15 protein-coding genes are annotated in these 18,663 nt (G+C 68.9%); 1 reads left to right on the forward strand and 14 read right to left on the reverse strand.

Translation table 11 applies throughout. The features are described from left to right. The 13 genes from F790_RS13850 to F790_RS0110370 all read right to left on the reverse strand — a co-directional run. Nucleotides 1-94: BMC domain-containing protein (locus tag F790_RS13850; protein WP_038030644.1), on the reverse strand; the 94-nt coding region annotated here is incomplete at its 3' end. 44 nt (nucleotides 95-138) lie between these two features. Next, nucleotides 139-474, reverse strand: a complete 336-nt coding sequence (locus tag F790_RS0110315) for a carboxysome peptide B (protein ID WP_018870590.1) — start codon at nucleotides 472-474, stop codon at nucleotides 139-141. 3 nt (nucleotides 475-477) lie between these two features. Beyond that, nucleotides 478-729, reverse strand: a complete 252-nt coding sequence (locus F790_RS0110320) for a carboxysome peptide A (RefSeq protein ID WP_018870589.1) — start codon at nucleotides 727-729, stop codon at nucleotides 478-480. A gap of 16 nt (nucleotides 730-745) precedes the next feature. Beyond that, nucleotides 746-2,218, reverse strand: coding sequence for a carboxysome shell carbonic anhydrase (locus F790_RS0110325; RefSeq protein ID WP_019589541.1), 1,473 nt, complete (start codon nucleotides 2,216-2,218; stop codon nucleotides 746-748). Nucleotides 2,219-2,339: 121 nt separating this feature from the next. Further along, on the reverse strand, nucleotides 2,340-5,399 hold the full coding sequence (locus F790_RS0110330) for a CsoS2 family carboxysome shell protein (RefSeq protein WP_019591613.1): 3,060 nt from the start codon (nucleotides 5,397-5,399) through the stop codon (nucleotides 2,340-2,342). An 86-nt stretch (nucleotides 5,400-5,485) separates the two neighbouring features. Next, a complete protein-coding gene (locus tag F790_RS0110335; RefSeq protein WP_019022376.1) occupies nucleotides 5,486-5,818 on the reverse strand; it encodes a ribulose bisphosphate carboxylase small subunit in 333 nt (110 codons plus the stop codon). A gap of 70 nt (nucleotides 5,819-5,888) precedes the next feature. Beyond that, nucleotides 5,889-7,310, reverse strand: coding sequence for a form I ribulose bisphosphate carboxylase large subunit (locus F790_RS0110340; protein WP_019022375.1), 1,422 nt, complete (start codon nucleotides 7,308-7,310; stop codon nucleotides 5,889-5,891). 380 nt (nucleotides 7,311-7,690) lie between these two features. Further along, entirely contained in the window at nucleotides 7,691-8,362 is a 672-nt protein-coding gene (locus tag F790_RS0110345) for a type 1 glutamine amidotransferase domain-containing protein (RefSeq protein ID WP_019022374.1), read from the reverse strand. A gap of 69 nt (nucleotides 8,363-8,431) precedes the next feature. After that, on the reverse strand, nucleotides 8,432-8,698 hold the full coding sequence (gene minE, locus F790_RS0110350; protein ID WP_018870583.1) for a cell division topological specificity factor MinE: 267 nt from the start codon (nucleotides 8,696-8,698) through the stop codon (nucleotides 8,432-8,434). 4 nt (nucleotides 8,699-8,702) lie between these two features. After that, nucleotides 8,703-9,512, reverse strand: coding sequence for a septum site-determining protein MinD (gene minD / locus F790_RS0110355; RefSeq protein WP_019022373.1), 810 nt, complete (start codon nucleotides 9,510-9,512; stop codon nucleotides 8,703-8,705). A gap of 42 nt (nucleotides 9,513-9,554) precedes the next feature. Then, nucleotides 9,555-10,328, reverse strand: a complete 774-nt coding sequence (gene minC / locus F790_RS0110360) for a septum site-determining protein MinC (protein ID WP_051081909.1) — start codon at nucleotides 10,326-10,328, stop codon at nucleotides 9,555-9,557. Between the two features lie 101 nt (nucleotides 10,329-10,429). Next, a complete protein-coding gene (locus F790_RS0110365; RefSeq protein WP_019591615.1) occupies nucleotides 10,430-11,206 on the reverse strand; it encodes a DUF1295 domain-containing protein in 777 nt (258 codons plus the stop codon). Continuing rightward, nucleotides 11,203-12,252, reverse strand: coding sequence for a cyclopropane-fatty-acyl-phospholipid synthase family protein (locus F790_RS0110370; protein WP_019591616.1), 1,050 nt, complete (start codon nucleotides 12,250-12,252; stop codon nucleotides 11,203-11,205). The genes F790_RS0110365 and F790_RS0110370 overlap by 4 nt, the downstream gene beginning before the upstream one ends. 195 nt (nucleotides 12,253-12,447) lie before the next feature. Here F790_RS0110370 and F790_RS0110375 point away from each other — a divergent pair, with 195 nt between their 5' ends. Beyond that, nucleotides 12,448-14,856: a DUF1631 family protein gene (locus tag F790_RS0110375; RefSeq protein ID WP_026332928.1), complete on the forward strand. Its 2,409-nt coding sequence runs from the start codon at nucleotides 12,448-12,450 to the stop codon at nucleotides 14,854-14,856. Nucleotides 14,857-14,891: 35 nt separating this feature from the next. Here F790_RS0110375 and F790_RS0110380 read toward each other — a convergent pair whose 3' ends face one another. Next, entirely contained in the window at nucleotides 14,892-18,626 is a 3,735-nt protein-coding gene (locus F790_RS0110380; protein WP_019591618.1) for a hydantoinase B/oxoprolinase family protein, read from the reverse strand. Nucleotides 18,627-18,663 lie beyond the last annotated feature (37 nt).

Consider the following 18,663-nt stretch of genomic DNA (forward strand, 5'->3'; position numbering starts at 1 on the left):
AGGCCTTGGTCATCGCATCCGCCGCCTCGATCGCCGGAACCAGACCGCGGGTCTCGATCATGCCCAGGGCCACACCAAAGTTTTCACTCGCCATTGCTATTTTCTCCCGGAGTTACGGTTACTTCGAAAATTCGACGCTCACGCGGCCCTGCGTCCGCCATCCGAGCGCCCGGTATCGGTCTGGTCCTGCCCAGCCTTGTCCCTGGTCGACGACGACGTGTCGTCACTGCCGTCATCCCAGTAATCAATGATCCCCCCGATCGTCAGGTCGGTCAGGATCGAATTGTCGTCCAGCGCCAGGCGCGCGGCCGATCCGCTGATCGTGAACACCCAGTTCCCCGGGTGCGCACCGACCGGATCCACCGCGACCGCGCGACCGCCCTTCGCATCCACCAGCACGCGCAGGGACGCCGTTTTCAGGCCATCGACCCGACGGGTCACCGTCAGCTCGTCCTCCACGCGCATGATGTCCATGTCTTACTGCTCCTCCCAGTGATCGATGATCCCGACGATCGTCGCGTCACTGGGATAGGACTTGTCCCCGGCCGCTTCGCGCGCCGCCGACGAGCCCACCACGATCACCCAGTCCCCCGGGACGCAGCCCACGGCGTCCACCGCCACGGTCCGCGGCCCGCCGACCTTCTCCTGCACCACCAGCAGGGGCCGATGTCCCAGATCGCGAATGCGATTGGTCGATACCAGCGTCTTCTCTACCTTGCAGATCTTCATGTCGTTCCCGTTGGCCTCAGGCCTCCAGCGGCTCCAGCTGCGAACCGCTGCGCTTGTCCCGAATCACCATGTGGCAGCCGATCAGCCCCTTTTCGGACAGATCCCGATAGCGTTTCATGATCTCGTCGCGTACCCGCCGGCAGCGCGCCTCCACCCGCTCGCGCGAACCGGGCACCTTGCGGTCGTAGCGGAAATGCACCACCACCGGCACCGGCAGACCACGTTCCACGTTCAGCTTGCGGAACACCTTGTTCACGCCGACATCCATGCTCTCGGCACCCTCTTCCATGGTGTCCAGATGGGCGATGTAGGCGAAGTTGCGCACCTGCATCTCTTCCACTTCCTGGCCCACGATGATCATCCGTTCGCGATGCCCGACGTCGGCGTAATGGCCACCGTGATAGCGGGCGACGTAATCCAGCTGCGACAGGTTGTTCATCAGCAGCCGTGAGATGAATCGCAGCATGCCTTCGTGCGGCGCCCCGTTCCCGGTGCCCCAGCCCTGCTGATGCACCGTGTCCTGAATCGCGCGATACACCGCGAGCGACGCGTCCTGTTCGTTCATGTCCTGCGTCTCGCGGTACAGCGCCGCGCTGTCCACAAAGCGGTACAGGCTCATCCGCGTCTCGCCATCCGGCACGTGGACCTTGATGGCATCCGTATCCGTATCCACCCCGATCAGCAGGGTGTCCACCGACGCGCCGCAGCAGTAGGTGTTTTCCACCGCCTGCCGGAACGCCCGCAGTTGCCGCAGCGCGGCGTCCGCCGCCTCCCGTTCGCAGGAAGCATGAGCGGTGCAGCCCTGGTGATCCGGGTCCGCACTGCTGTAATGGTACGCCGCCACCTTCAGGTACCGGCTCGGCACGTCCGCAGTGGTCGGCCGCCCTTCACGAAACCGCAACAGCTCCCGCTTGGTCCAGTGCCGCACGTCCTCCTCGATATCGAACAGGGCGCCCGCGTAGCTCTTCACCCGCACCGCCATGTCCGGCAGGCGCAGGATAAAACGCCGCAGGCCGAGCAGGCGGCCATCGGAGCACGGCGAGATATCTACTTCGTGGAAATCGCAATCCAGGAACCACGCGATCGCCGACTCCGCTTCGGCCACCAGATCGTCGCGGCCTGCCCAGTACTCGTTCACCATCCGGTCAAACAGCCGGAAACTTCCTTCGAGGTACAGCCGCCGGGTATCCAGATGATTGATCCAGGCATCTTCCAGCACCTGCCGCGGCAGGCTCACCCCCAGGCGACGTTCCGCCACCGACTGAGCCCGTTCGGCGAAGTCCTTTTCGTGCTGCATTGCATGGATCTCACGCAGCACCGGGATCAGGGCGGCGAAGCGATCGCGAAACCCCTGTTCGAATCCCTGCAGGCGTTCGTTACCACGCACATCCGCCAGAGGATGCCCCGGCCGCACACCGCTGCCGTCGTCGACCGGCGCATAACGCCCGACCTCGCCGAGCTCGGGCCCGCCCGCTGGCTCCGTACCCACGAGGGGTGCCGGTTGAGCCTGCGGCGCCGACGCCGAGCCACGCCCGCTCACATTCCCGCGAGGGCGCAGAGACGTCGGTTTGCGGCGGCGGCGAACGACCATGAGCTCCCGACTCCCCGGATCAGCCGCGGGCGCCGCCGGACAGGGTCACCAGCGACCCGGCGTCCGTACTGCCCGAGGACCCGGTGATCCGGCTCGCAGGCACTTCCTTGCGTTCCAGCTCGCGGTTGCTCCAGGCACTGCTGCCTTCGCCCCGCGGATTCCCGCGCATGCTGACGTTGCGCCGCGTCGAAAAGCCTTCCGTGCCGGTCACCGACTCCCCGCGCTGCCAGTCGTCACCGGTAATCGCGAAGTCTCCGCCGGCCCCATTGACGGTCACGCGTTCGGCACCGCCACGGTCCTGCTCCGCAGCCTCAACCTCGGCCATCGCCGCCCGGGCCTGAGCCTGGGCCATGGCCATGGGTGCGCCCGCCCGGGCACGCGCCTCTCCGTAACGGAACTCCTCGGTGCCGGACACCAGGCCCACCGCCTTGTTCACCGAGCCCGTGATGGATCCGCTCGAACCGTAGGCCGTACCCGTCACGCGCCGTTCACGCGCCTCGCGGGCCGGAGACGGCACACTGAAGCCGCCCGCCGGCACTTCGGCATCACCCGCCGCCGGGGCGGCCTGGTATGCAGCGGTGGTCTGCATCACCGCGTTCCCTTCGAATCCTTCCGGACGCAGGCGGGGATGCAGGTCGCCGGCCACATTGGCGCAGGTGGACGCGAATTCGTCGGCACCGACATAGGGCGCGCCAGAAACGTCCTGGCAAGCACCGTGTTCGGTTCCGGTCACCCGGTCGTCATAACCCGGCTGACTGCCGGAAACGGCGTGCCCCGGGGTCGAATGCCGCTGTGCGACGCGCACGCCGGCCGAACGCGCTTCCTCGGGGGCACAGTACTGCTGATACTGGTCCGGACCCACGTACGAGGTGCCGCTGATCGGCTTGCACGCCCCGTACTCATCGCCGGTCACGCGCGAGGACGGTCCCATCGCCGGGCCCGAGACCCCCTGCTGCTTCCAGGTACGGCCCATCGTGACCTTGTCCGGGCCGGCTTCCGGCGTGGTGCCGCACAGTGTTTCGTAATGATCGGATCCCACGTATTCCGTCCCGGTAATGGGCTTGCAGCCCCCGTATTCATCGCCGGTGATGCGACTGGACGATTCCACCCGCGTTCCCGACACCTCGCCGCCATGCAGGGTATGCATCACGCCGACCTTGTGGACGCCACCGGCCGCCGGCTGCTCGCAGAGCTCCGCAAAATCGGCCCGGTTGTAGTAAGGCGTCCCCGTCAGCGAGGCGCAGGAACCCGTCTCGTCTCCGGTCACCCGCGGACTGCGATCCACGGCCACACCGGTCAGGGACCGGCCGTGCGCGGTGTGCATCTCGCTGACACGGGAGGCCGCCGGTTCGCCGCGCGTCCCGCAGCGCTGGAAGTCCTCGCTACCCAGGTATTCCGTACCCGTCACGGGCTTGCAGTCCCCGTGTTCAACACCCGTCACTGGAGAGGAGCGCCCGACGTCGGTGCCGGTCAGTTCACGACCCCGCAGGGTGTGCATCACACCGGCCCGCGCCGGCGCTCCGTCAGGCTTTCCCGTGCAGGGAACCTCACTGTCGCGGGTATTCAGATACTCGGTCCCGGTCACGCTCCGGCAGGAACCCGACTCATCACCCGTTACCTTCGGACTGCGACCGACCGTCGTGCCGGAGACATCCTCGCCGCGACCGGTGTGCATCACGCCGGTGCGCAGAGTGCCGGGTGCCGGACGCGTGCCGCAGAAGCCCTCGTACTGTTCCGTACTGAGATACTCGGTGCCGGTGATCGCCTCGCAACTGCCGCGCTCGTCGCCGGTGACCTGGCGGGACCGCCCCACCTCGGTTCCACTGACTTCCTGCCCGTGGCTCGTATGCGAATGGCCGACCTTGGGCGAATGGGCCTCGGGGAGGGTCCCGCAGTAGCGATCGAAATGTTCCGCGCCCAGGTATTCGGTCCCGGTCACGTCGTAGCAGCTGCCGGCTTCGCCACCGGTCACGGCATAAGTGCTCTCGACCTGGGTGCCGCTCACGTGCCCGCCGGAAAGGGTGGTCCCTTCCTCGACTTTCGGCGGCGCATCATGCTGGGCGTCGTGCCGCGGCCGGCCGCAAGGCCGGCCCGGCTCGGACGAACCGCGGCCAATGCTGCACAGTTCCTGGCGCCGCTGACGCGCGATCTCCCGGGTCGTCATGCCCTTGCGCTGGGCCGCTTTCCACGAGCCCTCGCGCGGCAGATCGGAAGGCCGCTTGGTGCCGGCCTGATAACGCCGACGCAGCGCCTTCTTGCCCTGGCTCGCCATTGCGTCCCGGCGCGCCATGCAGATGGCCCGCACGTCGGAGATCATCGGCTTGATCTCGCGATCGTTCTCGTCCTGACGCTGTTCCACCTGCTCGCACAGGCGATCCAGCCCCTGGTCCAGCGCCTCTCCCGCACGTTCGGCGGATTCATCGGCCGCCGGCGATTCCGGCTGCCGCGCGGCCTCCCGCGGCGGACGCGTCGGGCGCGGCGGTTCCGGGTCGCGCTCACGGCCACGCAGACGATCCTCGCGCCGCGGTTCGGTCGCCATCGCCTTCTTGCCGTTCTGCGCCAGCGCCTGACGGCGCAGGCGGCAGATCTCGCGGCCGCTCATGTTCTCGCAGTCAACGTCCTGGCTCTGCGCAAGGACTTCGAGCTGCCGCGAGCGTTCGGAGCCGGCCCGGGCAAATCCGCCCGAGCCGCGCGTGCTGCCCCGCCCCAGGGCCTTTTTGCCCTGACGTGCCATCTTCTGCCGACGCTCGAGCGCGGCCTGACGCCCGTTGGAGGCACCCTGGTGGGCGCCCGGAGGCGGCGCGTCGGACCCATCGGTCTGCCGCTCCGCCCGCGGTTCGGCGAACCGGGGCTCGGGCTGCGCGGGCGCGTCGGACTCACGCCCCGATTCCGGGGCCGAGGGAGCCGGCTCGGGCGCAGGCGCCGCGGGCGCGGGGTTCTGACGAACCACCTGGGACCGCGAGACGCCCTGGTTCGAGCCCTTCACGGCGGCCTTGCCATTGCGGGACATGGCCTTGCGCCGTTCGCGGGCCAGCTCGCGACCGGAGAGGCCTGCAGACGCGGATGTCGGATTACTCATGGCACTTCCTTACAGTTGGCGACGGCAACAGTAAAACCCTGTATGGAATGGCCGGGCCGGCGACAGCCGACCCGGCCGCAGCCGGATCAGCGGCCGCGATCGACCACGAAGGCCATGCCCAGGCTCTGGGCGTAGTTATCGTACGCGACGAAGCGCACCATCATGCCGGGATTGCTGCGACGGCACTCTTCGATTTCCTGCAGCACGGCTTCCACCGACTGCTCACCGAAGAAGGGCAGCTTCCACATGTACCAGTAGGGGGACATGGCGTGCTCCTTCTCGGAGTACTCCACGGAGGGGTTCCAGCCCTGCGCGAGGCAGTATTCGATCTGCTTGCGCACCTGGTCGGCGTTCATCTCCGGCAGGTAGGAGAAGGTTTCGTACTTCTGCACCGGCTTGAAGTTCTGAATATCGGACATGTCGGTCATCCTGTGTCTGGTTCGTTCAGGGTGCGGACGGCGCCGCCAGCGGCCGTCCGCACTCGGGCGATCACTTGTGCTGGGAATCGAGCTTGTCGACGGTGTCGAACTCGAACTTGATCTCCTTCCAGGTTTCCATCGCAATCTTCAGCTCGGGGCTGTGCTGCGCGGCCTGGGTGAGGATCTCCTTGCCTTCGCGCTCGACGTCGCGGCCTTCGTTACGGGCCTGGACGCAGGCTTCCAGCGCCACGCGGTTGGCCGTCGCACCCGGGGCGTTGCCCCACGGATGGCCCAGCGTACCGCCGCCGAACTGCAGCACGGAGTCGTCGCCGAAGATGGTGACCAGCGACGGCATGTGCCAGACGTGGATACCACCGGAGGCCACCGCGAACACGCCCGGCAGGGAGCCCCAGTCCTGATCAAAGAAGATACCGCGGGAGCGATCTTCCGGGACGAAGGATTCGCGCAGCATGTCGATCCAGCCGAGGGTCGCGGCACGGTCGCCTTCCAGCTTGCCGACCACGGTACCGGTGTGCAGGTGGTCACCGCCGGACAGGCGCAGGATCTTCGCCAGCACGCGGAAGTGGATACCGTGCTTCGGATGACGGTCGAGGACGGCGTGCATCGCACGGTGGATGTGCAGCAGCATGCCGTTGTCGCGGCACCAGTTGGCCAGGCCGGTGTTGGCGCAGAAACCGCCGGTGATGTAGTCGTGCATGATGATCGGCGCGCCGATCTCCTTTGCGAACTCGGCACGCTTGTACATCTCTTCCGGGGTCGGCGCGGTCACGTTCAGATAGTGACCCTTGCGCTCGCCGGTTTCGGCTTCGGCCTTCTCGGTCGCTTCCTGCACGAACTCGAAACGCTCGCGCCAGCGCATGAACGGCTGCGAGTTGATGTTTTCGTCGTCCTTGGTGAAGTCGAGACCGCCACGCAGGCACTCGTAGACCGCACGCCCGTAGTTCTTGGCCGACAGACCCAGCTTCGGCTTGATGGTGCAGCCCAGCAGCGGCCGGCCGTACTTGTTCATCTTGTCACGCTCGACCTGAATACCGGCAGGCGGACCACCGCAGGTCTTCACGTAGGCGATCGGGAAACGCACGTCTTCCAGGCGCAGGGCACGGATGGCCTTGAACCCGAACACGTTGCCCACCAGCGAGGTGAACACGTTCACCACCGAGCCTTCCTCGAACAGATCGATCGGATAGGCGATGAACGCGTAGAAGGACTCGTCGTCACCCGGCACGTCCTCGACGGCGTAGGCACGGCCCTTGTAGTAGTCCATATCGGTAAGGAGGTCGGTCCACACCGTCGTCCAGGTCCCGGTGGAGGACTCGGCGGCCACGGCGGCTGCGGCTTCTTCGCGGTCGATGCCCGGCTGCGGGGTGATCTTGAAGCATGCCAGCAGGTCGGTATCCAGCGGCATGTATTCCGGCATCCAGTAGGTTTCGCGGTAATCCTTGACACCCGCGGAGTACTTCTTGGCGGCCATGTGGCTTTCTCCTACGCGTTGGTTAATCGTGACGGTCGCCTAGGTTAGGAAGGTTAACCACTAATAACAAATAAATAATCTAGATACGACCGATTGACGTTCATCTATGGTTTCCCGGGATCCGTCGTTTACGGGTTCCCGGCGATGGGGGGCACGCGACCTTTCCCGCACGCTCCCGCTGATGAGCCGCCCGCGATTCTAGCCGAAAACCCCGGACGGTGCATGCCAATGACGACACGGTTTCGCGGACGCCGGCCGGCAGGCACCCGCAGCACGCCGGCCTGGACTGCGACGAAGGGATAGGGGATGCGAGGGGTGACGAAGGGAAGAAACGGAGCCGCCCGGGACGCCGGGCGACTCCGGGAAGGGCCCGGGAGGTGTCAGGTGCCGCGCAACAGGCGCACCATGGCGTCGGCGACCGCCCGCGCCGACTGCGGGTTCTGTCCGGTCACCAGGCGGCCATCAACCACCACGTGTTCCGCCCAGTCGTCGGCGGCGTCCACCTTGCCACCGCGAGCCTCCAGACGATCCTGCAGCAGAAAGGGGACCGCGGCATCGAGACCGACGCCTTTTTCTTCGCTGTTCGTGAAGGCGGCCACCCGCCGGCCGGAGACCGCGGGGCTGCCATCCTGGAGCATGGCGCCCACCAGACAGGCCGGGCCATGGCAAACCGCGCCGAGTACCTTGTCGTGCTCGAGGAATTCGACGACCAGCCGCTGGACATGCGGATTATCCGGCAGATCGAACATGGTGCCGTGCCCGCCGGGGAAGAACAGCGCTGCGTACTGCTCGTGCTGCACCGACGCATCCAGCGGGATGGTGTCATCCAGGGCCTGTTGCGCGGTCGCCGCCGCGGGCCCGGGGTGGGCCGCCTCGAGGCTCCGCGGGTCCAGCGGAACCGGGCCGCCCCGGGGACTGGCGACCTTGATCTCGTATCCGGCCTCGCGAAACCGCTGATAGGGGTCTGCGAATTCGTCAAACCAGAGTCCGGTCGCATGCCCCGGGGCGAGCTCGTCGTGACTGGTGGTCACGATCAGGATGGTCTGCATCATGGCGCCGTCTCCTTCCGATGGTTGTCCGTGGTGGACAAACGGTGGATCGGCCACGTTCCCGCAGTTGCCTCAGCGGGCCCCTTCCTCATGGTCGGGCAGAGTGATGTTGAGCTCGAGCACCTCGCAGTCCCCTTCGCGATCGACGTTCATCTGCACCGCGTCGTCGTCCACTTCGACGTATTTGCGGATCACCTGCAGCAGCTCCTGCTGCATTGCCGGGAGGTAGTCCGGGCCGGAACGCGCCGCGCGCTCGCGCGCCACGATGATCTGCAGGCGCTCCTTCGCAACGTTCGCACTCTTCTGCCGTGGCTGACGGAAATAATCGAAGATGCCCATGGACTCAGCCTCCGAACAAACGGCCGAAGAAGCCCCGCTTCGGCACGTCCACGAAACGCAGCGGACGCTCCTCGCCCAGGAAGCGGCCGACGGCATCGTCGTACGCCTGCCCGGCATCCGACTCCGCGTCCAGGATGACCGGCTGCCCCGCGTTGGAGGCATTCAGCACCGCCTGGGATTCCGGAATCACGCCCAGCAGGTCGATCGCCAGGATCTCCCCCACGTCCTCGATGCTGAGCATCTCCCCGCGCTCCACCCGCTCGGGGGAATAACGGGTCAGCAGCAGGCGCCCGGGCATGGGATCGCCGCCCTGTTCCACCTTGCGGGTCTTGGAGGCGAGAATCCCCAGGATCCGGTCCGAGTCACGCACGCTGGACACCTCGGGATTGGTGACCACCACCGCCTCGTCGGCGTGATAGGCAGCCATCAGGGCACCCCGCTCGATGCCGGCCGGGCTGTCGCAGATGATGTAATCGAACTCTTCCGCCATCTCGCCGAGCACGCGCTCTACGCCATCCTCGGTCAGCGCTTCCTTGTCGCGAGTCTGCGATGCGGGAAGGATGTGCAGATTCTCGACCCGCTTGTCGCGGATCAGCGCCTGTTTCAGGTTCGCGTCACCGTTGATCACGTTGACGAAGTCATAAACCACGCGCCGCTCGCAGCCCATGATCAGGTCGAGGTTGCGCAGACCGACATCGAAATCGATCACTGCGGTCCTGTGGCCCCGCTGGGCCAGGCCGGTCGCGATCGCGGCCGAGGTCGTGGTCTTGCCCACGCCCCCCTTGCCGGAAGTCACCACTACGATACGTGCCATGTTGGCTGCGTCTCCTTGAGAATCGAGGGAAGCGGAATCCGCTCAGGACTCCGTGATGTTGAGGCTTTCGCCCGCCAGTGTCACCAGCCGGTTGTCGCCGCGCTCGGCTTCCGTGATGTCTTCGGCAATCCGGTAGTGTCCACCGATCGACAGCAGCTCGGCCTCCAGGCGGCGACAGAAGATGCGCGCGCTCACCAGCCCGCGCACTCCGGCCAGGGCGCGGCCACGCAACGGCCCCAGTACGGTGATGTGGCCGTCCGCCAGCAGCTCCGCACCGGCGGAGACCGGAGCCGTCACCAGCAGATCCCCGCCGCGTGCGTAGACCTGCTGCCCCGAGCGCACCGGCTGGTCCACCACGCGTGTCGCGCTGTGCACCGCCACCGGCGCCGCCGAAGCCGCGGAATCGCGTTCCTCCGGGCCCTCCGCGGATGGGGCCTCCCGCCGCGCACGGCCCTCGCCCAGGGCCACCTCGCCGGAACCGCCGCGGCCACCCATGGCCAGACGCGGCGGCAGTCCGGCGGCATCCGCCGCTTCAAGCGCCTGCGCCGCCTCGCCGTCCTGCAGCCCGATCAGGCGAAAGCCCGCGGCCCGCACCTGCTGCACAACCGCGCGCAGCGCGGCGTCCCCGGCATCCGCCACCGGCTGCAGATCCAGCACAATGGGCATGTCGCGCATCAGATCGGGCGCCTCGTCGCGTCGCGCGGCGAGCATGTTGCCCAGGTTGTGCGGCTCGGCGTCGTGCACCCGCAGCACCGAGACCAGCAGCATGCGGCCCTTGAGTTCCATGGCCTGGACGGAGCTGGGGGAAGCGCTCATGCTCGGTTCCACGTTCGGAGGATGGTCGGCGTCGCCCCGGACGGGACGGAATCGCGCATTTATAGCGTGCCGGCCCCGGGTCCGGCAAGCCTGTGCGTCGCTCAGCGCCGGCGCGGGCGCCCCGGGATCAGCGCCGGGGTCCGTGCAACGTAGTCGGCATAACCCGGGCGGGTCTCGTGCAGGTGTGATTCGAGGAGCGTTACCCCGGATACCCGCAGGATCAGAACGATCATCAGAACCGCCGACGGGATACCCCACCAGCCGCCGGCCGCCAGCGCCAGCAGGCCGTAGCCCACCCACACCACGATCTCGCCGAAGTAGTTGGGATGCCGGCTGTAGCGCCACAGCCCCCGGTCCATGACCTCGCCGCGCCGCTGCGGATCGGCGCGGAAGCGGGCCATCTGCAGATCGGCCACGGTCTCGAAGACGAAACCGAAGGCCCATGCCGCAAGGCCCGCCGCCAGCAGCAGCGGCTGCATCGACTGCGCACTGACCCCCGCCAGCACCGGGAGGCCAATCACCGCCACCAGCGCACCCTGCAGACCGAAGATCGTGACCAGGCTGCGGCGCGCGAAGGCCGCATCGCTCAGCTCTCCGCGCATCGCGGTGTACCGCGCGTCCTCGCCATGGCCCCAGTTGCGCCAGGTGATGTAGGCCGACAGGCGCAGGCCCCACAGGACCACCGGCACCAGCATCCATAGTCCCGCTGCCGGGAACCCGGCCATCCCCCACCACAGGACGCCGACGACGATGAAGCCGATACCCCAGAAACGATCCACCAGGCTGGCGTCGCGGCGACGCATCGCCGCGCCCCAGACCAGGGTCATCAGACCCAGCGCCGCCAGCAGCCCCCAAAGAAAAGCGACCGAAAGGGTCATTCCGTGTCCTCGCGCAGCGGGCGTTCCAGCAGGGTATGCGAGACGAACCACTCACCCCCGCCGTTCCGGGCGAACAGCTCGGCGCAGGCCATGTAGAACATCCGCCAGCGCTGGAAGACCCGCGCCGGCTCCGTCGCATCCGGCGTCCGGGAGAACAGCGGCAACAGCCGTTCGCGGGCGGCATCCTGATGCTGCAGCCAGGCGTTCAGACTGCGCGCATAGTGTTCGCCGCCCACCCGCCACTGGTGACGCACCCGCAGGTGGTCCTGAAACTCATGCACCAGATCCTCGGACGGCATCAGCCCGTCGCGAAAGAAGTGCCGGGCCATCCAGTCCGCATCACCGTCGGTCTCGAAGAAATAGGCGCGGTCGCGATGGGCGAACACATGCATGAAGAACCACCCGCCCGGGCGCAGCCAGTCATGGATGCGACGGAACAGCTCCGGCCAGTTGCGCATGTGTTCGAACATCTCGACGGAAACCACCCGGTCGAAGTCGCCGTACGGAGGACTGAAATCGTTCATGTCGGCGGTCACCACCTCCAGGTTGGTCAGGCCGAGGGCATCGCGCCGGTGCTCGATCGCCGCGCGCTGGGTCGCCGAATTGGACACCGCCAGGATCGAGGCCCGCGGGAACTGTTCCGCCATCCACAGCGAGAGCGACCCCCAGCCGCAGCCCAGTTCCAGGATCCGCTGGCCGTCGGCCAGCCCGGCGCGCTCCGTGGTCAGCTGCAGCATCGCCGCCTCGGCTCCGGCCAGATCCTCCACGCCTTCCGGCCACCATCCGGAGGAATACTTCATCCACGGCCCCAGGCACGCCTCGAAATACTCGGTCGGCAGCTCGTAATGCTGTTCGTTGGCCGTATCGGTGGACAGAGCGACGGGCGCCTCACGCATGGCCCGTACCAGCGCCTCGCGCCGTGCACGCAGGGTCTCCGGCGACCCGCCACTCTCGCGCAGCCGCCGCCGCAGCAGATGCCGGATCCCGGCACGGATGGCCGCATCCGGCAACCAGCCGCGCTCGGCCCAGTCAATCAGTCGTTTCATCGTCCCCTCCGTCTGCCGGTGCCCGGGCCGCAGGCCCGCCGTCCGCAACACCATGGACCGACTGCGGCCGACCCGGTTCCGCGCGACCCGCCGATCACAACCCCGCCAGACGTCGGGTTTGACGTGACCCCGGTCACCCCTCGCCCCCCGACAGCGGTGATAGAGTGAGACCCAACGCTCAATTTCCACGTGATCATGGCCCAGACCTACCGAATCCCGCCCCGGCTGCTGCAGCGCGTCTGGACCCCGTTCATGGATGCGCTCGAGGAAAAGAACCGCGCATTCATGAACGAGCTCGACGACCGCCTGATGGACTCGGCCGAGAAGGCGATCGATTCCCAGCGCGCGCAGCAGAACATGATGCTGTCGCGGCAGATTCGCATGGCGGCTCAATCCGTGCTCGTTCAGTTCCGCAGCGGACTGGCGGAACGACTGACCCCGGCACAGCCGCCCTCGGGCACGGACCCCGGCGCCGACGATGTCGGCCTCGAGCTGAGCGTGATGGATCAGGAGGCCACCGAACGCGAAGTCGCCCTGCGCAAGGTAGTCGCCGGGGCGCGCTCGGTGATGTCGGAAGAGATCGACGCCCTGGAGCAGCTCACGCGGGATTACCGGCTCGCAGCATCCCCGGAGGCGGCCCCCTGGCATCCGCATGCCCTCGGGGATGCCTTCCTTCAGGCCGTCGAAGCCGTCCCCCTGCCCCCCGAAGACTGTCTGATGCTGCTGCACTGGTTCGACCGCGACGTGGTTCGCGACCTGCAGCCGGAGATGCAGGCGCTGCTCCGTGCCTTCGGCGAAGCGGGGCTGGCTGTCCCCGAAACGGGTCCCGTGGCGCGCACGCGGAGCACCGGCGGCGGCGGAGCCACCCGGGCCGGGACAGAAGAGCCGCCAGCGCACGCCGGCCCGGCGACCACCGCGACGGCCCGGCACGAGCCGGGACCGGCCGCCCCCGCCGGCCACTGGGGCCAGTTCGGCTACGTGGTGCCGGCCGGGGAGCGCGGCATGGTCCCCGCCGAGGGCGGAGCCATGCCGCAGGGCATGCCGGGCACGCTGGCCGTGGCCACCATGGTCCAGAATGCCCCCAGCCGCGAGTCGCTGGAACCGTTCATCATGGACCTGCTGCAGGGCCTGTTCGACCTGATCCTCAAGCGCGACGACCTCAACCCGGCCCTGCGCGAACCCCTGGCCGACCTCCAGCTCCCGCTGGTGCGCATAGCCATGCGCGACAGCAGCTTCTTCCGCGACAAGCAGCACCCGGCACGCCAGATGACCGGTCAGCTGCTCAATATCGCCCTGCGCGTGGACCCCGATCTCGACCTCAAAGACGCCCGCGAACTGCCACTGGCGCGGCTGGTCGCGGAACACGTCGAGCGTCTGCGGGGTGCCGGCCTCGACAGTGCCGACGCCTACCACAGCGCGCTGCAGGCCCTGCGCGAGGATCTCGAGCAGGTCGAATCCGAGATCGAAACCGAGGCGGCCGAGGAACGTCGGGAGGCGGAACAGGAGGAGACCCGGATCGAGGTCTCCTGGCAGATGGAGACCACCGTCCACCAGACCGTGGAAACCGCCGGACGCGGCCTGCCCGACCAGGCCCGCCAGCAGCTGATGGACGCCTGGGTCCCGCTGCTCACCGCGGAGGAGACCGCCCGCGTGGCGACAGCCCCTGAATCGCAGGGCAGTACGGACGCCGCCACCGCGCCGGCCCCTGTGCAGGACGGCGGTCCGGGATCCTCTCGGGCGTCCGACGTCCCGGCCGGCGCCGCGGAAACGGGCACCACGGACGGGACCGACGACGAGACCCCGGCCGCCACCCCCGGCGAACAGCCTGCGGACACCGCCGCATCCGCCGCCGATGACAGCCAGGAAGCCGACGACGGCCGGGAGTCCCCCGCCGGTCTGGCTCTGCTGGAGGAACTGCTGCAGCTGATGCGCGAGGCCCCGGACTTCAAGTCCTCGGCGCCACTGCTGGCCCGTATCCGCGCCTATCTCGACCGGGCTCCGCTGTCGGCGGAGGAACGTGCCCGCATCAAGTCGGACCTGGTCAGTGCCCACCTGATGGCCGCCGGGCGCAAGCCAAGCCATACCGAAGAGGCGAAACCGGCGGCAGAAAAGGAACCGGCGACTGGCTCAGCCCCCGCAACGGACGGAACCGACGCCACGGACACCACGAGCCACCGCGGCCAGGCCTCCGACAAGGGCAACGAAGAACGCTCGCGCGAACGCAGCCGGCGCAGCGAGGGCCGCTCGGCGGCCAGCCCGTTCGCCACCGCAGCGCGCCTCCCGGACGACGACCCGTCACTGATGCGCGACCACGACGACGAGCACGTGGACACCGCCGACAGCCTGGAATCGGGCACCTGGATCCAGTTCACCTCGCCCGCCGGCACCCGGGTCACGCGCATGAAGCTGGTCTGGCGCGGCACCCACTCCGGACGCTTCCTGTTCACCGATGCCGCCGGCCGCAGCAAGCGCCAGCACAGCCTCCAGGGGCTGGCCCAGGAGTTCCGCACCGGGCGCGCGCAGATCATCCCGGAAGAGTCCCTGTTCGATCATCTGATGGAGCAGAAGCTGGGCACGGGGGAATCGGCCGGCGCCACCGGCTGACGCCTCGCGCGGGCCGCCCCGCCGAACGACCGGCTCTACTCGGTCTGCGGGTCGGTCTGCGGGGTCCCGTATCCCCCGCCGCCCGGTGTATGGATCTCCACCGCATCGCCCGCTTCCAGCGCACGCCGGTCGCAGCCCTGGAGGCGCTCGCGGCGCCCGTCCGCGCGGATCAGCCAGTCCTCGCCCGCCGCCGCATCGCCACCACCGCACAGGCCGAACGGCGCCACGCGGCGGCGATTGGCCAGCAGGGTCAGTTCCATCGGTTCGTCGAAACCCAGACGGCGGATAACCCCGTCGCCGCCCCGCCAGGCCCCCGTGCCGCCCGAGCCCGTGCGCAGCGCAAAGCGCTCCACCCGCACCGGAAAACGGCTCTCAAGCACTTCCGGGTCGGTCAGGCGCGAATTGGTCATGTGGGTCTGCACCGCACTGGCGCCGTGGTGGCCGGGGCCTGCGCCGGCACCCCCGGCGATGGTCTCGTAGTACTGGTAACGGTCGTTGCCGAAAGTCAGGTTGTTCATCGTCCCCTGCGCGGCCGCCTGCGCCCCCAGGGCACCCAACAGGGCGTCGGTCACCGCCTGCGAGGTCTCCACGTTCCCGGCCACCACCGCGGCCGGCGGCACCGGATTGAGCATGCAGCCCTCCGGCACCCGCAGCTCCACCGGATCCAGGCAGCCGTCGTTGAGTGGCACCGGGTCGTCCAGCAGGCAGCGCAGCACGTACAGCACCGCCGCACGCACGATGGACACCGGCGCGTTGAAATTGTCCGCGCGCTGGGCCGAGGTCCCGTCGAAATCGATCACCAGCCGCGCATCCTCCGCCGATCCGGGCCGATCCGGGGTCACCGACACCACGATCTCCGCCCCGTTGTCCAGGGCACAGCGAAAGTGGCCGGGCTCCAGTTCCGGGATCAGCCGCCGCACGGCCGCGGCCGCGTTCTCCTGCACATGCTGCATGCTGGCAGTTACCAGCGCGGGGCCGCTTTCGGCCAGCAGGCGATCCAGTTCCTCCAGACCGCGCCGATTGGCCGCCACCTGCGCCTCCAGATCGGCACGGTTCTGCGCCGGATTGCGCGCCGGCCACGGACCGGACATCAGCAGCGTCTGGAGGATCTCGCCATCGAACTCGCCGTCGCGCACCAGCCGCACGGGCGGGATTCGCACACCTTCCTCCTCCGGAGCTGAAGAGAACGCCGGCATCGACCCCGGCGTGATCCCGCCGACATCGGCGTGATGCCCGCGCGAGGCCACGAAGTACCGCAGCACCGCCGGGGTCGCCGGATCGCTGGTGACCCCGCCCGCGGCATCCAGGAACACCGGCGTAATCACGGTGATGTCCGGCAGATGGGTCCCGCCGTTGAACGGATCGTTGAGCACGTAGGTATCGCCCGGACGCAGGTCGTCGCCGAAGGCCGCCACGATCGCGCGCACGCTGGCCCCCATGGAGCCCAGATGCACCGGCATGTGCGGCGCGTTCGCCACCAGCCGGCCGGCCCCGTCAAACAGCGCGCAGGAGAAATCCAGGCGTTCCTTGATGTTCACCGAATGGGCGGTGTTCTGCAGGGTGAAGCCCATCTGGTCGGCGATCGCCATGAAGCGGTTGTTGAAGACCTCCAGCCGCACCGGGTCGCGACGCTGCGGATCCTCGCTCCGCTTGCGATCACGCGCCCCCGCGGCGGGGTCGTGCTCCAGCACCAGCGTGCCGTCCGCGGCCATGCGGCCCCGCCAGTCCGGCTCCAGGATCACCGTGCCGGTGGCCTCGATCACGATCGCCGGGCCCTCCAGACGCATGCCGGGGCTCAGGGCCTCGCGGCGGTACAGCGGCACCTCGCACCACTGCCCTGCGGTGAACATCGACACCCGTTCCGCGCATTCCGCTTCGCCCGCCGCGGCCTCGTCATCCGCGGCGGCGCCCGCCGCTTCCGCGGGGTGTTCCGCCCCCGGCCCCACGGCCTCCACCGCGGCCACCGCCACCACCAGCCGCCGGTCCGGCGGGGCGAAGCCGTAACGCCGGCGCCAGGCCTCGGCAAACGCATGCTGCATCGCCTCCGGGCTCCCGGCCTCCACCTCCAGGGTCGAATCCGAGCCCTCCACCCGCAGCTGCACCCGCCGATGCAGTCGCAACTGCGCGGGCTCCACGCCCTGCCCGGCCAGCTCGTCCCGGGCCCGGGCCTCCAGCTCGCCCAGCGCCGTCTCCAGCCGCGCCACGCCATCGCCGTCCAGTGGACACTCCAGGCTCGCCTCGTGCAGCGCCCGCAGCTCGGCCAGGCCCATGCCGAAGGCCGACAGCACCCCGCCCAGCGGATGCAACAGCACGTGCCGCATGCCCAGACGCTCGGCGACCCGGCAGGCATGCTGCCCGCCGGCCCCGCCGAAGCAGACCAGCGCATAACCGCCGACGTCGTGCCCGCGCTGCACCGAAATCGTCTTGATCGCGCGCGCCATGTGTTCCACCGCGATCTCCAGCAGGCCTTCGGCCAGCGCCTCGGGCGACGGGGGCTCGTCCTGGGTCGCCCCCACCTCGGCCGCCAGCGCGGCAAAGCCCTCCGCCACCGCCCCGGCATCCAGCGGCCGGTCGCGATCCGGCCCGAACACCGCCGGGAAATACTCGGGCCGCAACCGTCCCAGCTGCAGATTGCAGTCGGTGACCGTCAGCGGACCGCCCTGACCGTACGCCGCCGGACCCGGCTGCGCCCCGGCCGACTCCGGCCCCACGCGCAGGCGCATGCCGTCGAACCGGCAGATCGACCCGCCGCCGGCCGCCACGGTGTGGATGTCCAGCATCGGTACGCGCAGGCGGACCCCGGCCACCTCGCTCTCCTGACGCCGCTCCAGCTCGCCCGCCAGATGCGCCACGTCGGTAGAGGTCCCGCCCATGTCGAAGGTAATCAGGCGCTCGAAGCCCAGCGGGCCCGCGGTGCGCAGCGCCCCGACGATGCCACCGGCGGGACCGGACAGCACCGCATCGCGCCCGCGAAAGCGTTCGCCATCCACCAGTCCGCCGGAGGACTGCATGAAGCGCAGCGGCACCGTCCCCAGCTCGGCGGTCACCTGTCGTACGTAGCGTCGCAGCACCGGCGACAGAAAGGCGTCCACCACCGCGGTCTCGCCGCGCGGCACCAGCTTGATCAGGCCGCTGACCTCGTGGCTGGCGACCACCTCCTCGAAGCCCAGCTCGCGCGCCAGCTCGGCCACCGCCTGCTCGTGCGCCGGGAAGCGGTAGCCGTGCACGCAGGCCACCGCCAGCGCGCGATAGCCGTCCGCCCGCGCCGCCTGCAGGCGCGACCGCAGGGCGTCCAGATCGGGCGCGCGCAGCACCCGTCCGGCGGCATCCACGCGCTCGTCCACCGGTTCCACCCGGTCGTACACCGGGACCGGCAGGCGGATGTCGCGCGCGAACAGCTCCGGGCGCGCCTGATGCCCGATGCGCAGCGCGTCCTCCAGGCCCGCGGTGATCACCAGCACCACCGGCTCGCCCTTGCCTTCCAGCAGGGCGTTGGTGGCCACCGTGGTGCCCATGCGCACTTCGTGTATGCGCGCCGCCGGCACCGGTTCGCCCGGCGCGAGCCCGAGGAGGTCGCGGATGCCCTGCACCGCCGCGTCGGCATAGGCCTCGGGGTGCTCCGACAGCAGCTTGTGCGAATGCAGCCGGCCCTCGGGGTCGCGCCCCACGATGTCGGTGAAGGTGCCACCGCGGTCGATCCAGAAGTCCCAGGCCCGCGTATCCGCGTGCCGGCCGCGGGCTTGTGCGTGATCGTCGCCGCCCGCCATCATTGCGCCCCGAACTCGCCGCGCCGCGGCCGGTCGCAGG

This window comes from Thioalkalivibrio sp. ALE20 (assembly GCF_000381405.1).
Lineage (GTDB): Bacteria > Pseudomonadota > Gammaproteobacteria > Ectothiorhodospirales > Ectothiorhodospiraceae > Thioalkalivibrio.

Bases quoted from the DNA above. Each gene is read 5' to 3' on its own strand.
- F790_RS0110340 (WP_019022375.1), bottom strand. From the start codon at position 7,310: ATGGCCGCCAAGAAGTACTCCGCGGGTGTCAAGGATTACCGCGAAACC.
- F790_RS0110345 (WP_019022374.1), bottom strand. From the start codon at position 8,362: ATGATGCAGACCATCCTGATCGTGACCACCAGTCACGACGAGCTCGCC.
- F790_RS0110370 (WP_019591616.1), bottom strand. From the start codon at position 12,252: ATGAAACGACTGATTGACTGGGCCGAGCGCGGCTGGTTGCCGGATGCG.
- F790_RS0110335 (WP_019022376.1), bottom strand. From the start codon at position 5,818: ATGTCCGATATTCAGAACTTCAAGCCGGTGCAGAAGTACGAAACCTTC.
- F790_RS0110375 (WP_026332928.1), top strand. From the start codon at position 12,448: ATGGCCCAGACCTACCGAATCCCGCCCCGGCTGCTGCAGCGCGTCTGG.
- F790_RS0110330 (WP_019591613.1), bottom strand. From the start codon at position 5,399: ATGAGTAATCCGACATCCGCGTCTGCAGGCCTCTCCGGTCGCGAGCTG.
- F790_RS0110365 (WP_019591615.1), bottom strand. From the start codon at position 11,206: ATGACCCTTTCGGTCGCTTTTCTTTGGGGGCTGCTGGCGGCGCTGGGT.
- F790_RS0110320 (WP_018870589.1), bottom strand. From the start codon at position 729: ATGAAGATCTGCAAGGTAGAGAAGACGCTGGTATCGACCAATCGCATT.
- minC (WP_051081909.1), bottom strand. From the start codon at position 10,328: ATGAGCGCTTCCCCCAGCTCCGTCCAGGCCATGGAACTCAAGGGCCGC.
- minD (WP_019022373.1), bottom strand. From the start codon at position 9,512: ATGGCACGTATCGTAGTGGTGACTTCCGGCAAGGGGGGCGTGGGCAAG.
- minE (WP_018870583.1), bottom strand. From the start codon at position 8,698: ATGGGCATCTTCGATTATTTCCGTCAGCCACGGCAGAAGAGTGCGAAC.
- F790_RS0110315 (WP_018870590.1), bottom strand. From the start codon at position 474: ATGGACATCATGCGCGTGGAGGACGAGCTGACGGTGACCCGTCGGGTC.
- F790_RS0110380 (WP_019591618.1), bottom strand. From the start codon at position 18,626: ATGATGGCGGGCGGCGACGATCACGCACAAGCCCGCGGCCGGCACGCG.